The 13915-nt window shown below is 73.8% G+C and carries 12 protein-coding genes; 8 read left to right on the plus strand and 4 right to left on the minus strand.

Going from position 1 to position 13915, the window contains the following annotated elements; translation table 11 throughout:
* Positions 1 to 42: 42 nt before the first annotated feature.
* Positions 43 to 840, plus strand: a complete 798-nt coding sequence (locus ACH4ZX_RS10390; RefSeq protein ID WP_398270511.1) for a hypothetical protein — start codon at positions 43 to 45, stop codon at positions 838 to 840.
* A 70-nt stretch (positions 841 to 910) separates the two neighbouring features.
* Here the strand turns inward: ACH4ZX_RS10390 and ACH4ZX_RS10395 are convergent, their stop codons facing one another.
* Together ACH4ZX_RS10395 and ACH4ZX_RS10400 are read right to left on the minus strand one after the other, a co-directional pair.
* The gene (locus ACH4ZX_RS10395) at positions 911 to 3466 is read right to left on the minus strand and encodes a helix-hairpin-helix domain-containing protein (protein ID WP_398270514.1); all 2556 of its coding nucleotides are present in this window, start codon (positions 3464 to 3466) and stop codon (positions 911 to 913) included.
* Positions 3463 to 4446 carry an aldo/keto reductase gene (locus tag ACH4ZX_RS10400; protein WP_398270517.1) on the minus strand — a complete coding sequence of 328 codons (984 nt, stop codon included), beginning with the start codon at positions 4444 to 4446 and terminating at the stop codon, positions 3463 to 3465. The genes ACH4ZX_RS10395 and ACH4ZX_RS10400 overlap by 4 nt, the downstream gene beginning before the upstream one ends.
* A gap of 196 nt (positions 4447 to 4642) precedes the next feature.
* On the opposite strand from ACH4ZX_RS10400, the gene ACH4ZX_RS10405 reads away from it, so the two are divergent.
* Both ACH4ZX_RS10405 and ACH4ZX_RS10410 read left to right on the plus strand, forming a co-directional pair.
* A complete protein-coding gene (locus tag ACH4ZX_RS10405) occupies positions 4643 to 5698 on the plus strand; it encodes an LLM class F420-dependent oxidoreductase (RefSeq protein WP_398270520.1) in 1056 nt (351 codons plus the stop codon).
* Positions 5699 to 6138: 440 nt separating this feature from the next.
* The gene (locus tag ACH4ZX_RS10410) at positions 6139 to 6927 is read left to right on the plus strand and encodes a ferritin-like domain-containing protein (protein ID WP_398270523.1); all 789 of its coding nucleotides are present in this window, start codon (positions 6139 to 6141) and stop codon (positions 6925 to 6927) included.
* 43 nt (positions 6928 to 6970) lie between these two features.
* On the opposite strand, the gene corA is transcribed toward ACH4ZX_RS10410, so the two are convergent.
* A complete protein-coding gene (gene corA, locus ACH4ZX_RS10415) occupies positions 6971 to 7966 on the minus strand; it encodes a magnesium/cobalt transporter CorA (RefSeq protein ID WP_398270526.1) in 996 nt (331 codons plus the stop codon).
* Positions 7967 to 8028: 62 nt separating this feature from the next.
* Here corA and ACH4ZX_RS10420 point away from each other — a divergent pair, with 62 nt between their 5' ends.
* The 5 genes from ACH4ZX_RS10420 (at position 8029) to ACH4ZX_RS10440 (ending at position 12706) form a co-directional block, all read left to right on the plus strand.
* Positions 8029 to 8715 (plus strand): histidine phosphatase family protein, encoded by a 687-nt coding sequence (locus ACH4ZX_RS10420; protein ID WP_398270529.1) that lies wholly within the window; start codon positions 8029 to 8031, stop codon positions 8713 to 8715.
* A gap of 110 nt (positions 8716 to 8825) precedes the next feature.
* Positions 8826 to 9416 carry a DUF3090 domain-containing protein gene (locus tag ACH4ZX_RS10425; RefSeq protein WP_398270532.1) on the plus strand — a complete coding sequence of 197 codons (591 nt, stop codon included), beginning with the start codon at positions 8826 to 8828 and terminating at the stop codon, positions 9414 to 9416.
* Entirely contained in the window at positions 9380 to 10198 is an 819-nt protein-coding gene (locus ACH4ZX_RS10430; protein WP_398270535.1) for an SCO1664 family protein, read from the plus strand. The genes ACH4ZX_RS10425 and ACH4ZX_RS10430 overlap by 37 nt, the downstream gene beginning before the upstream one ends.
* A 94-nt stretch (positions 10199 to 10292) precedes the next feature.
* The gene (gene mshC, locus ACH4ZX_RS10435) at positions 10293 to 11522 is read left to right on the plus strand and encodes a cysteine--1-D-myo-inosityl 2-amino-2-deoxy-alpha-D-glucopyranoside ligase (RefSeq protein WP_398270538.1); all 1230 of its coding nucleotides are present in this window, start codon (positions 10293 to 10295) and stop codon (positions 11520 to 11522) included.
* Positions 11523 to 11752: 230 nt separating this feature from the next.
* The gene (locus tag ACH4ZX_RS10440; RefSeq protein ID WP_398270541.1) at positions 11753 to 12706 is read left to right on the plus strand and encodes an SMP-30/gluconolactonase/LRE family protein; all 954 of its coding nucleotides are present in this window, start codon (positions 11753 to 11755) and stop codon (positions 12704 to 12706) included.
* A gap of 128 nt (positions 12707 to 12834) precedes the next feature.
* Here ACH4ZX_RS10440 and ACH4ZX_RS10445 read toward each other — a convergent pair whose 3' ends face one another.
* Entirely contained in the window at positions 12835 to 13848 is a 1014-nt protein-coding gene (locus ACH4ZX_RS10445) for a PAC2 family protein (protein ID WP_398270544.1), read from the minus strand.
* Positions 13849 to 13915: the final 67 nt, after the last annotated feature.

The following is a 13915-nucleotide window of genomic DNA, read 5'->3' on the forward strand; positions in this document are numbered from 1 at the left end:
CTATTGTGCGGGCTGGGGGCTCGTACGGATAGCGTCTGCACTATGTCTGATGCTGCGCAGCCCACCGCTGCAGAGGTACGCGCCGCGGCCGAGGCGGTCAAGACCGCGCTCGACCGCCACCTGGCCGCGGTCGAACGCCGGTCGGGGGAGGACGACCCGGCCGTCTACGAGGCGTTCAACCAGCTGGCGGCGGCCGCCGAGGCGTACGACGAGCTGCTCTACGACCGGTACGACGAGGTCACGCCCTTCGAGATCCCCGGCGCGGAGGACACGCCGCCGTACACGGGTCCCGAGGAACCGAACGCGCTGAGCGTGCTGATCCGCCGCGACTACGCCGTGGTGGAGCCGCAGCGGCTGCTGGCCCAGGCGCAGCGGATCGAGGCCGCCGACGACGAGGCGGACGGGGCGGAGGTCTCCGCGTCGGTGCACGGTGCGCTGGGCATCCTGTTCGGCGAGTTCGAACCGGACGAGATCGCCTCACGGCACAAGGAGTTCGGCCTCGAGGAGGGCGACTCCACGCTGTGGGTGACGGCCGCGGACGATCCGGCCGAGCCCGGCGAATGGCTGGAGGCGCCCTTCGACCAGGTCGACCCGCAGCGGGTGGTCTGCCGCTTCGACGTCAGCGCCGTCTTCGACGACGACGTCGAAGACATCGAAGACGCCGAGGACGTCGACGATATTGAGGACATCGAGGACATCGAGGACATCGACGAGGAGGTCGATGTCGAGGCGGACCAGGATCTCGACGACGAACTCGACACAGACCTGGACGAGGACGAGGACGACGAGGGCGAGGACGAGGCGGGCGACGACCTGGAGCGGCTGGACGCGGACCGCTGACGCTCCGGCCGTGCCGGCCGCGGGGCCCCGGGGTGTCGCACCCCGGGGCCCCGTCGTCGAGCGGTCGCCGTCAGCCGGTCGCCGGCAGCTGCGCCCGCAGCAGCACGGGCAGCCGGGTCGTGCGCGGCTTCGCCGGGACCTCGGCCACCGCACGGGGCAGCGCCTGATCCACACCGTGCACCACGGACAGGTGTCGTTCCGCCCGGCCGAACGCCGTGTACACCCACGGGCGGCTGAGCGAGTGCGCCGCGTCACCCGGCAGTACCACGACCACGGCCGGCCAGCGGTTGCCCACGGCCTGGTGCGCCGTCAGCGCCCACCCGTGCCGTACGGACTGGTCCACCCGCTCCTTCGGTACGACGACGGAAGCGCCCCCGCACGACAGGTGCAGCCCGTCGGCGTCGGCCTTCACCACCTGGCCGGGCAGCGTCCGCCCCGGGGCGGGGGAGTAGGCGACCCGGTCGCCGGGGTCGAAGCCGCCGAAGCGGCCGGGGCCGGGGTTGAGCCGCTCCTTCAGAGCGGCGTTCAGCGCGCGCGTGCCGGCCGCGCCGCCGTGGCCCGGGGTGATCACCTGGGTCTGTTCGGGCGGGACGCCGATCGCGCGGGGCACCGAGTCGGCGACGAGCTGCACGGTCCGGTGCACGGCCTCGCCGGCGTCCCGCACCGGGACGATCACGACCTCCTTGCCCGGGGCGTCGACCTTGTTCAGCTCGCCGACGCCGATACCGGAGACCAGTTCGCCCAGCGGGCCGGAGTCCGGCACCCGGGAAGCCACCTGCGGGCAGGCCCGCGCCGCCAGCAGGTCCGCGAAGACCCGCCCGGGCCCCGCCGACCACAGCACCGCGGGGTCGCCGGCCAGCACCAGCCGTGCCCCGTCGGGCAGCGACTCCACGAGCAGGGCCGCCGCCTCGACGTCCAGCTGGGGTGCGTCGAGCACGACGAGCAGGTCCAGGTCCAGCGCCCCTTCCGCGTCCCGGCCGGGCCCCTCGGCCCCGGACAGCAGCCCGGCGACGGTGGCGACACGGGGCGCGGCGGTCGGGGCGGTGTCCGTGGCGGTGTCCGTGGGGGAGCCGTCGGACCGGGACGCGCCGGTCGATGACGTGCCGGTCCACGACGTGACGAAACGGTCGCGGCCGAGCGGGGTGTGCGTGGCGGCCCAGGCCCGCAGCCCGAGCCCGTCCGCCGCGCGCAGCAGGGCTGTGAGGTCCGCCAGGGACGCCTCCCCGCCGGTGTGCAGCACCAGACCGTGGGCGCCGGCCGCCCGGACCAGTTCGGCGGCGGAGCCGCGGACCGCCGTCGCGGCCTCCTCCCAGCGCTCGGCCGGACCGCCCTCCTTCGGCACCGAGTCGATCAGCCGGGCCAGGCCGTCGGCGAGGCTCTCCTCCGCGAGCGCGTACCGTTCCAGGCCGACCAGGACGCGCACGGGACGCTCCTCGCCCTCCTCCGGCTCCGGCGCGGCCGGGTCGAGGGCGTCCTGGAAGACCAGTGCCTCGCCCTCGGCGACGGCGCTGTGCACGGCCTCCTCGGCGTCGGGTACGCCCCGCTGGGCGAGGGCCGCGACGAGCGCCGGCATCTCCAGGGCCGTGTGCCCGGCCAGGGCCGCCTGCTCCAGCAGCCAGCCGGTGACCGCGCGGCCCCGCCGCTCGTCGTCCGGGCCGCACTCCGCGCCCAGCAGCGCACGGGCGAAGCCGTCGGCCTGCTCGGGCCGCACCCCGGCGACCCGCAGCAGCTGCCAGGGGTCGGCCCGCAGACGCTCCTCCGCGCCCTCGCCGAGGGCCGTGGCGACCTGCGGTGCGAGCGTGTCCGGCGCGCCGCCGTCGGTCAGCACCCGCCGCACCGCGGCGACCGTCTCCGGTGCGGGGGACGAGGGTGCCGGGGCCGCCTCCGTCGGCTGCGGGCGCGGTGTCGGCTCGGGTGCGGGGCGGCGCCTGGCGGGTGCCGGTTCGGCGAAGACGGGGGCCACGGGCTGCCGGCCGCTCTCCACGGCCCGGACGGCCGCGAGCAGGTCGGCGGCCTTCCCGCTGAGCTTGGCGCCGGCCGCGATCGGCTCGCTCTTGGCCGCCTTGCGCCGCTCGATCCGCTCCCGCTCGATCCGCTGCGCCGCCAACTCGGCCTCGGCCTCGGACACCCGACCAACGGCCTCCCCCTCACCCCCGGCCTCGGCGGCGTCCACGGCCTCCGCACCGCCCTCGGCTTCCGCGGTGTCCCCAGCTTCGGCGTCCCCGGTCTTCGTGGCGTCCCGGCTCTCCGCCGGGTTGCGGCCCGCGGCGCTTTCCGTCTCCGTCCCGTCCCGGCCCTCGGCCTCTCCGGCCTCGGCGGCGCCTCCGGCTTCCGCGGTGTCCCCAGCTTCGGCGTCCCCGGTCTTCGCGGCGTCCCGGCCCTCCGCCGGGTTGCGGCTCTCAGCGCCCCCTGTCTCCGCCGCGTCCTGGCCCCCGGCCTCCCCGGCCTCCGCGGCGCCCCCCGTCTCCGCGGCGCCCCCCGCCTCCGCCGCGTCCCGGCCCGCAGGCTCCCCGGTCTCCCCGGCGACGGTCTCCCCGGTGTCCACGGGCTCCCGGGTATCGTCCTCGGCCGCGGCGTCCGGGGTCCCCGGCTCGGTGTCGTCCGTGGTCTCGGGGTCCGTGCTCACAGCGTGCTCCAGTCGTGATCGGGATAGCGGTGCACGGGCGCCGACACGTCGTCGAGCGCCCGGCAGATCTCGTCAGGAAGACTAAGGGCCTCCACTGACAACGCCGCCGTGAGCTGCTGCGCGTTGCGCGCGCCGATGACGGGCGCGGTCACCCCCGGCCGGTCGCGGATCCAGGCGAGGGCGACCTGCAGGGGCGTCACCGCCAGCCCGTCCGCCGCGGTCTGCACGGCGTCGACGATCCGGCTCGCCGTGTCGTCGAGGTACGGCGCGACGAACGGCGCCAGATGCTCCGAGGCGGCCCGCGAGTCCGGGGGCGTGCTGGTGCGGTACTTGCCGGTGAGGACCCCGCGGCCCAGCGGCGAGGAGGGCAGCAGGCCGATGCCCAGGTCCAGCGCGGCCGGCAGCACCTCCCGCTCGACGCCGCGCTGCAGCAGCGAGTACTCCAGCTGGGTGCTGGCCAGCCGAGTCCGCGTGCCCGGCGCCGCGAGCTGCCAGGTCGCGGCCTTGGCCAGCTGCCAGCCGCAGAAGTTGGAGACGCCGACATAGCGGGCACGGCCGCTGCTGACCGCCAGGTCGAGGGCCTGCAAGGTCTCCTCCAGCGGGGTGCAGGGGTCGAAGGCGTGGACGTGCCACACGTCGACGTACTCCGTCCCCAGCCGCGCGAGCGAGGCGTCCAGCGCGGCGAGCAGGTGCCCGCGCGAGCCGTCGAAGCGCCGGTCGGGGTCCGGGACGCTGCCCGCCTTGGTCGAGATGACCAGGTCCCGCCGCGGCACCAGGCCTTCCATGAGGCGTCCGAGCAGGTACTCGGCCTCTCCGTCGCCGTACACGTCCGCGGTGTCGACGAGGTTCCCGCCCGCCTCCCAGAACGTTTTCAAGAGGTCCGCGGCGTCGTGCTCGTCGGTGTCCCTGCCCCAGGTGAGGGTGCCGAGTCCGATGCGGGACACGCGAAGGCCGGTGCGGCCGAGATGCCTCTGCTCCATGAACGCCGAGATTACTGGCCGGAACCTGCCGTGTGGGGGCCTGTGGACAACCAGTTTTCCCAGCCGTCACCCGCGCCGCCGCCGGGTCCGTAACGGCTGGTCGCGCGGCGTGTGCGCGACATGACTGCCCACTGCGGCGCCGCCCGCGCTAGGGTCTGCCGCACAGGGACGTTACTGATCGGTAAGGGGATCGGCCATGAAGCTCGGGATCAACCTCGGCTACTGGGGCGCCGGAATGGACGCGGACAACCTGGCGGTCGCCCAGGAGGCCGACCGGCTCGGGTACGCGGTGTGCTGGGCCGCCGAGGCCTACGGGTCGGACGCCGCCACCGTGCTCACCTGGGTCGCCGCCCAGACCGAGCGGATCGACGTCGGCTCGGCCATCTTCCAGATCCCGGCCCGCCAGCCGGCCATGACCGCGATGACCGCGGCCACCCTCGACTCGCTCTCCGGCGGCCGCTTCCGTCTCGGCCTCGGTGTCTCCGGGCCGCAGGTCTCCGAGGGCTGGTACGGCGTGAAGTTCGACAAGCCGCTGGCCCGCACCCGTGAGTACGTGGAGATCGTGCGCAAGGCGATGTCGCGCGAGCGGCTGACGTACGACGGCGAGCACTGGACGCTGCCGCTGCCCGGCGGCCCGGGCAAGCCGATCAAGCTGACCGTGCACCCGCAGCGCGAGCACATCCCGCTGTACATCGCCGCGATCGGCCCGAAGAACCTGGAGCAGACCGGCGAGATCGCGGACGGCGTGCTGCTGATCTTCCCCGCCGCGGAGCACCTGGAGGAGACCGCGATCCGGTACCTGCGGGCCGGCCGGGAGAAGGCGGGCAAGACGCTCGAGGGCTTCGACGTCTGCCCCACCCTCCCGCTCGCCGTCGGCGACGACAAGGACGTCACCGCGCTCGCCGACACCTTCCGCCCGTACACGGCGCTGTACGTCGGCGGCATGGGCAGCCGCAAGCAGAACTTCTACAACCAGCTCGCCTGCCGCATGGGGTACGAGAAGGAGGCCGCCGAGATCCAGGACAAGTACCTCTCCGGCGACAAGCAGGGCGCCGCGGCCGCGATCCCGCACGACCTGATCGACAAGACGACGCTGCTCGGCTCCGTGGACCGCATCGCGGACCGGATGCGGCAGTACGCGGAGGCGGGGGTCACCACCCTGACGCTCGCCCCGGCCGGCTTCACCCTCGACGAGCGGCTCGCCTCGCTCCGCGCCGGCACCGAGGCCCTGGAGCGCGCCGGACTGGCGTGACCCGGGCCGCGCGAGACGCCCGTGACCCGGGCCGCGCGAGACGCTCGTGACGCGGGCTGCGCGAGACGCTCGTGACGCGGGCCGCGCGAGACGCCCGTGACGCGGGCCGCGCGAGACGCCCGTGACACGGGCCGCGTGAGGCGCGCGTGACACGGGCCGCCGTGAGGTGCGTGGCACAGGGCGCCGGGGCGGGCGCGCGTGGCACAGGGCGCGCGCCCCGCAGGCCGGTCTTCCGCGGCCGTGGTGGGGGCTCGGGGGTCTTCCCCGCCACGGCCGTCACGGGGAACAACGCGTCACGGTCCGCGCGGTTACGGCGCCGGGACACGCCGAGCGTCAGTCTTTCGGCGCAGTCGTCCACCACAGCTGTTGCGGCACGCATCCCCCCGCATTTGACTCGGTCTGTGCGGGGGTCCTGCGGAGTCCTGCAGAGAGGTGGTCAGATGCTTTCCGCCAAGAGCCTGTTCCAGGAGATCCTCGACAACGACGAGTCCTTCGCCCTGTTCTGCTCCATCGCCGCCAGCGGCGAGTCCCAGGGCGGCTGGGAGAACGCCCGCATCGCCGCGCTCGTCCCGCGGAGCGAACGCGACCTCGCCCCCAAGATCACCCGGCACGGCGCCGACGAGGACAAGCACGGCCGCATCTTCACCGCGCTGATGAGGAAGCGCGGCCTGGCCCCCGTCCCCGTCCCGCCCGAGACCGACTACACGATGCTCCTGGAGAAGCACGGCATCGGCCTCGCCCACGCCAGGCTCACCCAGGACGAGCCGCTCACCGTGCGGGAAATCGTCACCTACCTCGCCCACAGCCGGGTCACCGAGCAGCGCGCCTCCGAGCAGATGGAGCTGCTGCGCAAGCACTTCGCCGACCACCCCGGCATCGGCCGCGCGGTGCGGATGATCTCGGACGACGAGGACAACCACCTCGCCTACTGCCATGAGGAACTGCTCCGCCTCGCCTACGCCGGCCACGGCCGCGACATCCAGCGGACGCTGCGGGAGTGCGCGCTCGCCGAGATCCGCATCTACCGGGACGTCAGCCTCGCGGTGATGGACCACATGGGTCGCATCCTCGGCTGGCCGAAGCCGAAGTCCGCGGTGCTCGCGGCCGGCATCCACGCCGTGTACGCGTACGAACGGCTGGTGGGCTGGCGCCGGATGGTGACCCTGAGGGCGCCCGAGCGGCGCGACGCGCTGGGCGGCCCCGCGACGACCGCCCCCGAGTTCGCCTGACCGGCCGGAACCCGCGCGGCCCGACCGGCCGGGCCCGCGCACCCTAGAGCCACCCCCGGTGCTTGAAGAGGCGGTAGAGCCCCACCTCCAGGGCCGCCATCACCAGGATCACGGCCGGATACGACCACACCCAGCGCAGCTCCGGCATGTGGTCGAAGTTCATGCCGTAGATCCCCGCGATCATCGTCGGGACCGCGGCCATGGCCGCCCACGCAGAGATCTGGCGCATGTCGTCGTTCTGCCGCACGCTCATCTGCGCCAGGTGCGCCGAAAGGATGTCCGACACCAGCCGGTCCAGGCCCTCCACCGACTCGTTCACGCGCGTGAGGTGGTCGCTCACGTCCCGGAAGAAGGGCCGCGCCCGCTCGTCGACGTAGGGCACCGCCGCGCCGAACGGACCGGAGCCCGCCAGCCGGTTCAGCGGCAGCGCCAGCGGGCCGGTCGCCCGCCGGAACTCCAGGATCTGCCGCCTGAAGTCGTAGATGCGCGAGGCCGTGTGGCGCGATCCGCCGCCGTCCGGGGAGAAGACCTCCGCCTCCAGCTCCTCCAGATCGGTCTGCAGCTCCGTCGCCACGTCCAGGTAGTGGTCGACGACGGCGTCCGCGATCGCGTACAGCACCGCCGTCGGGCCCCGGCCCAGCATCTCCGGCTCGTGCTCCAGCCGGCGCCGTACGGCACCCAGCGGGGAGCCCTCGCCGTGACGGACGGTCACCACGAAGTGGTCGCCGAGGAAGACCATGACCTCACCGGTGGAGACCCGGTCGCTCTCGGCCTCGTACACGACCGGCTTGAGCACCGCGAACAGGGAGTCGTCGTACATCTCCAGCTTGGGCCGCTGATGGGCCTTCAGGGCGTCCTCGACCGCCAGCGGGTGCAGCGCGAACTCCTCGGTGACCAGGGAGAACTCCTTCTCCGACGGCTCGTGCAGCCCGATCCAGACGAACCCGCCCGTGGCACGCACCTCCTCCAGGGCGTCGGAGAAGTCCTCGGGGCCCTCCTTGCGGTGCCCGTCGCGGTAGATGGCGCAGTCGACGATCACAGAGTGTCTTCTCCCGTCTCCCCGGGCCCGCCCCGGGCGGGCCTGCGCCTACCCTGGGCCGCATGCCCACGCTGATCCTGGTCCGGCACGGACGTTCCACCGCCAACACCGAGGGACTGCTCGCCGGGTGGACGCCCGGTGTCGCCCTCGACGAACGCGGCGCCGCGCAGGCCGCCGCGCTGCCCGGACGGCTCGCCGAGCTGCCCCTGTCCGAAGTGGTGAGCAGCCCGCTGCAGCGCTGCCGGGAAACCCTCCGGCCGCTGCTTCAGGCCCGTCCCGAGCTCACCGTCCACACCGACGAGCGGATCGGCGAGTGCCACTACGGCGACTGGTCCGGCCGCAAACTCGCCGAGCTCAATGACGAGCCGCTGATGGAGGTCGTGCAGGCGCACCCGAGCGCCGCCGCGTTCCCCGGCGGCGAGTCCATGCGCGCGATGCAGACGCGCGCCGCCGAAGCGGTGCGCGAATGGAACGCGCGCGTGGAACGCGACCACGGACCCGACGCCGTCTACCTCATGTGCTCGCACGGCGACATCATCAAGTCGCTCGTCGCGGACGCGCTCGGACTTCATCTCGACCTCTTCCAGAGGATTTCCGTTGAACCGTGTTCCATCACCGCGATCCGTTACACCCGTCTGAGGCCGTTCCTCGTCCGCCTCGGCGACACCGGCGACTTCACGTCCCTGGTGCCGCGCGAGGAGCCGCCGGCCGACGACGCTCCGGTCGGGGGCGGTGCGGGCGCACCGTGATCGTCGGGCGCAGTAGGGTGAAGCGGTCGTGACAGCGCCGCACCCGCCCGCAGCCGTGCGGCTCGTGCCGCGGCCGGTCCCCAAGCCGATCCAGATCCAGGAGACAGGACGTGTCCCGTCAGGTGTTCCTCTACGACCCGCCGGACCGTTTCGTGGCCGGTACGGTCGGACTGCCCGGGCGCCGTACGTTCTTCCTCCAGGCCACCGCCGGCCCCCGGACGACCAGCGTGGCCCTGGAGAAGACCCAGGTGGCCGCCCTCGCGGAGCGGATGGACGAACTGCTCGACGAAGTCGTGCGCCGCAGCGGCGGCAGCGCCGCGGTCCCGGCCGTGGCGCCGGCCGAGGTGGCCGACACCGCCCCCCTCGACACCCCGATCGAGGAGGAGTTCCGGGTCGGCACCATGGCCCTCGCCTGGGACGGCGAGGAACAGCGCATGATCGTCGAGGCGCAGGCCCTCGTGGAACTCGACGCGGAGTCCGAGGAGGACCTCGCCGAGGCCGAGGAGCGGCTGCTGCAGGACGAGGAGAACGGGCCCCCGATGCTGCGGGTCCGGCTGACCGGCGCGCAGGCCAGAGCCTTCGCCAAACGCGCCCTCGACGTCGTCAACGCCGGGCGGCCGCCGTGCCCGCTGTGCAGCCTCCCGCTCGACCCGGAAGGACACGTATGTCCGCGCCAGAACGGATACCGCCGCGGAGCGTGACCGCGGCCGAGCTGCTCAGCCGCGGTGAGCTGACGGTGCGCGGGCAGATCCGGGACGCCTCCAACGCCGTGCTGTACTGCTCCGTCACCCACGAGGGCCAGGAGGCCTTCTGCGTGTACAAGCCGGTCCGCGGGGAGCGCCCGCTGTGGGACTTCCCCGACGGCACCCTGGCCCAGCGCGAGGTGGCCGCCTACGAGGTGTCCGAGGCCACCGGCTGGGGCCTGGTGCCGACCACCGTGCTGCGCGACGGTCCCTTCGGCGAGGGCATGTGCCAGCTGTGGATCGAGGGCGAGCCCGGAGACGGGCTGCTGGCCCTGGTGGACGGCGAGGAGCCGGAGGACGGCTGGAAGGCCATCGGCTTCGCGGAGGCCGAGGACGGCAGGGCCGCCCTGCTCGTGCACGCCGACGACGAGCGCCTGCGGCGGCTGGCCGTCCTCGACGCGGTCATCAACAACGCCGACCGCAAGGGCGGCCACCTGCTGCCCGCCGCCGGGGGCCGCCTCTACGGCATCGACCACGGGGTGACCTTCAACACCGAGAACAAGCTGCGCACGCTGCTGTGGGGCTGGGCGGGCGAGCCGCTGACCCCGGAGGCGCTCGACGTCCTGGCGAACCTGCGGGAGGCCCTGGACGGCGCCGGGACGCTGGCGCGGAAGCTGGCCGTGCTGATCACCCCCGCCGAGCTGGACGCCACACGCGCGCGCGTGGACGCCCTCCTGGAGTCGGGCCGGCACCCGGAGCCGAGCGGGGAGTGGCCGGCCATTCCGTGGCCGCCCGTCTGACAGCACACCGGCCGACAACGCGCAAGAGCGCCTTGCCGGCCATCCGGTCCGGTCCGGTTCGTAGGCGGAACATCCGTCCGGTTAGGCTCATGTCATGCATGCCTGGCCCGCTTCCGAGGTCCCCGCCCTGCCTGGTCAGGGCCGCGACCTGAGGATCCACGACACCGCGACCGGCGGCCTCGTCACCCTCGACCCCGGTCCCGTCGCCCGTATCTACGTCTGCGGCATCACTCCGTACGACGCGACCCACATGGGTCACGCGGCGACCTACAACGCGTTCGACCTCGTGCAGCGCGTGTGGCTCGACACCAAGCGGCAGGTCCACTACGTCCAGAACGTCACCGACGTCGACGACCCGCTGCTGGAGCGGGCGCAGCGCGACGGACTCGACTGGGTCGCCCTCGCCGAGCGGGAGACGGCGCTCTTCCGCGAGGACATGGCCGCCCTGCGGATGCTCCCGCCGCGGCACTACATAGGCGCCGTCGAGGCCATACCGGGCATCGTGCCCCTGGTGGAGCGGCTGCGCGAGCTCGGCGCCGCCTACGACCTCGAGGGCGACATCTACTTCTCCGTCGAGTCCGACCCCCACTTCGGCGAGGTCTCCCGGCTCGACGCGGCCGCCATGCGGCTGCTGTCCGCCGAGCGCGGCGGCGACCCCGACCGGCCCGGCAAGAAGAACCCGCTCGACCCGATCCTGTGGATGGCCGCCCGTGACGGCGAGCCGAGCTGGGACGGCGGCTCCCTCGGGCCCGGCCGGCCCGGCTGGCACATCGAGTGCGTCGCCATCGCCCTCGACCACCTCGGCATGGGCTTCGACGTCCAGGGCGGCGGCTCCGACCTCGCCTTCCCGCACCACGAGATGGGTGCCTCCCACGCCCAGGTGCTGACCGGCGAGTTCCCGATGGCCAAGGCCTACGTCCACGCCGGCATGGTCGCCCTCGACGGCGAGAAGATGTCCAAGTCCAAGGGCAACCTGGTCTTCGTCTCGCAGCTGCGCCGGGACGGGGTCGACCCCGCCGCCGTCCGGCTCGCGCTGCTCGCCCACCACTACCGGTCCGACTGGGAGTGGACCGACCAGGTGCTCCAGGACGCCGTGGCCCGGCTCGGGCGCTGGCGGGCCGCCGTGTCCCGGCCCGACGGCCCGCCCGCCGACGCCCTCGTCGAGGAGATCCGCGACGCCCTCGCCGACGACCTCGACGCCCCGTCCGCGCTCGCCGCGGTGGACCGCTGGGTGGCCCGGCAGGAGCGGGAGGGCGGCACCGACACCGGCGCCCCCGGCATCGTGTCGCGTGCCGTGGACGCCCTGATGGGCGTGGCGCTGTAACGACGACGGGCCACACGCCGACGAGACGCCGACGAGCCCGGCGGCCGGTTCCCCAGGGACCGTGCCGACGGGCTCGCCGGGCGTCCGCCGGCGATCCTCGTCGGCCGCAATCCCGGCAAATCGCTGCGCGGCACGGGGGCCACGTGATGGGGTGAGGGCGTCTGTTGACCGTTCGGCCGGCCCAGGACCTGTTGCGAAAGTCCCGCCGGCCCCTGGCAGAAGGACGCACCGTGGCACCCACCGAACGTTCCTTCGCACGTCGAAGACTCCTCACCGGCGCGGCCGCCCTCACGGGAGCGACACTCCTCGGCCCCACCGCGCACGCGGCCGAGAACGGCCGCGGCGCCTGGCCGGACCGCTTCTCCCTGCCGCAGGGCTTCCAGCCCGAGGGCATCACCATCGGCTCCCGCCCCTACGCCTGGTTCGGCTCGCTCGCGAGCGGCGACGTCTACCGCGCGAGCCTCGCCACCGGCCGCGGCGCGGTGATCGCCAAGGGCCTCGGCGCGGACCACCCCACCGTCGGCCTCAAGATCGGCCCCCGCGGCAGGCTCTTCCTGAGCGGCGGCGTCAGCGGCGAACTGCGCATCGTCGACGCCCGCTCGGGCGAGACCGAGAAGGTGTACGACGTCGACGGCCTGTTCGTGAACGACGTGATCCTCACGCCGGACGCCGCCTGGTTCACCGACTCCTACCGGGCCGTGCTGTACAAGCTGCTCCTCGACCGGCACGGCGCGCCGGGCGCCGTCGAGACCGTGCCGCTCACCGGCGACTGGGTCCAGGGCGCCGACTTCACCGCCAACGGCATCGAACGCACCCCGGACGGCAGCGCGCTGCTCGTGGTCAACACCGTCGCGGACGGCGGCGGCCTGATGCGCGTCGAGCCCCGCACCGGCGTGGCCCGCGCCGTCGACCTCGGCGCGGCGAGACTCCCGAACGGCGACGGCCTGCTGCTCCTGGGCAGGACCCTCTACGCCGTCCAGCAGCAGCAGAACGCGATCGACGTCTTCCGGCTGGACGCGGCCGGCACCCGGGGCACGGCCATCGCCCGCATCACCGACCCGCGCTTCCGCATCCCCACCACGGTCGCGGCGTGGGGCGACCGCCTGTACCTGCCCAACGCCCGCTTCGACGTGGAGCCGGCACCGGACACCGAGTACGACGCGGTGGCGGTGCGGCAGGTGTAGGACACCCGGCCGGGCACGACGAGGGCGGTGCGCGTCGCACGCACCGCCCTCACCGTTCGGTTCTGCTCGGTCTCGTCGGCCCTGTCGGTCCCGTCGGTCCCGTCGGTCCTGCCGTCCGGTTCTCCCGGTCAGTCCTCCGAGGAGTCCCCGTCGTCCCGGTCCGCGTCCGCGTCCGCGTCGGTTTCGGTGTCGGCGTCCGTCCCGGCCTCCGGCTTCGGCGGCTTCGGCGACTTCGTGCGGCCGCCGGGCCGCTCCCGCCGGTAGGAGGCGCCGTCGCCGCCGTCCGCCCCGGCGGGGCCCGCCCCGTCCCTGCGCCGCAGGTAGCGCTCGAACTCGCGGGCGATCGCCTCGCCCGACGCCTCCGGCAGCTCCGCGGTGTCCCGGGCCTCCTCCAGCGTCTGGACGTACTCGGCGACCTCGCTGTCCTCGGCGGCCAGCTGGTCCACGCCGACCTGCCAGGCGCGTGCGTCCTCGGGCAGCTCGCCCAGCGGGATGCGCACGTCGATCAGGTCCTCGAGACGGTTGAGCAGGGCCAGCGTCGCCTTCGGGTTCGGCGGCTGCGAGACGTAGTGCGGCACCGCGGCCCACAGGCTCACCGCGGGCACGCCCGCGTGCGTGCACGCTTCCTGCAGCACACCGACGATGCCCGTCGGACCCTCGTACTTGGTCTCCTCCAGGTCCATGCGGCGGGCGAGGTCCGGATCGGACGTGGTCCCGCTGATCGGGACCGGACGCGTGTGCGGGGTGTCGCCGAGCAGGGCGCCCAGGATGACCACGAGCTCCACGCCCAGTTCGTGCGCGAAGCCCAGCAGTTCGTTGCAGAACGAGCGCCAGCGCATCGACGGCTCGATGCCCCGCACGAGCACCAGATCGCGCGGCTTCTCACCGCCGACGCGGACGACGGACAGTCTCGTCGTCGGCCACGTGATCTTGCGCACTCCGGCGTCCATCCACACCGTGGGCCGGTTCACCTGGAAGTCGTAGTAGTCCTCGGCGTCCAGCGCCGCGAACACCTCGCCCTTCCACTCCCTGTCCAGGTGCGCGACCGCGGTGGAAGCGGCGTCGCCGGCATCGTTCCAGCCCTCGAACGCGGCCACCATGACCGGGTCGATCAGCTCGGGTACCCCCTCGAGCTCGATCACCCAGTGCCTCCTTCCGACGTGCCCTCGCCTGACCACCCAACCTTACGGCGTCCGGCGGGGGCGTCCG

The organism is Streptomyces sp. NPDC020490 (genome assembly GCF_044335305.1).
Classification (GTDB): Bacteria; Actinomycetota; Actinomycetes; order Streptomycetales; family Streptomycetaceae; genus Streptomyces.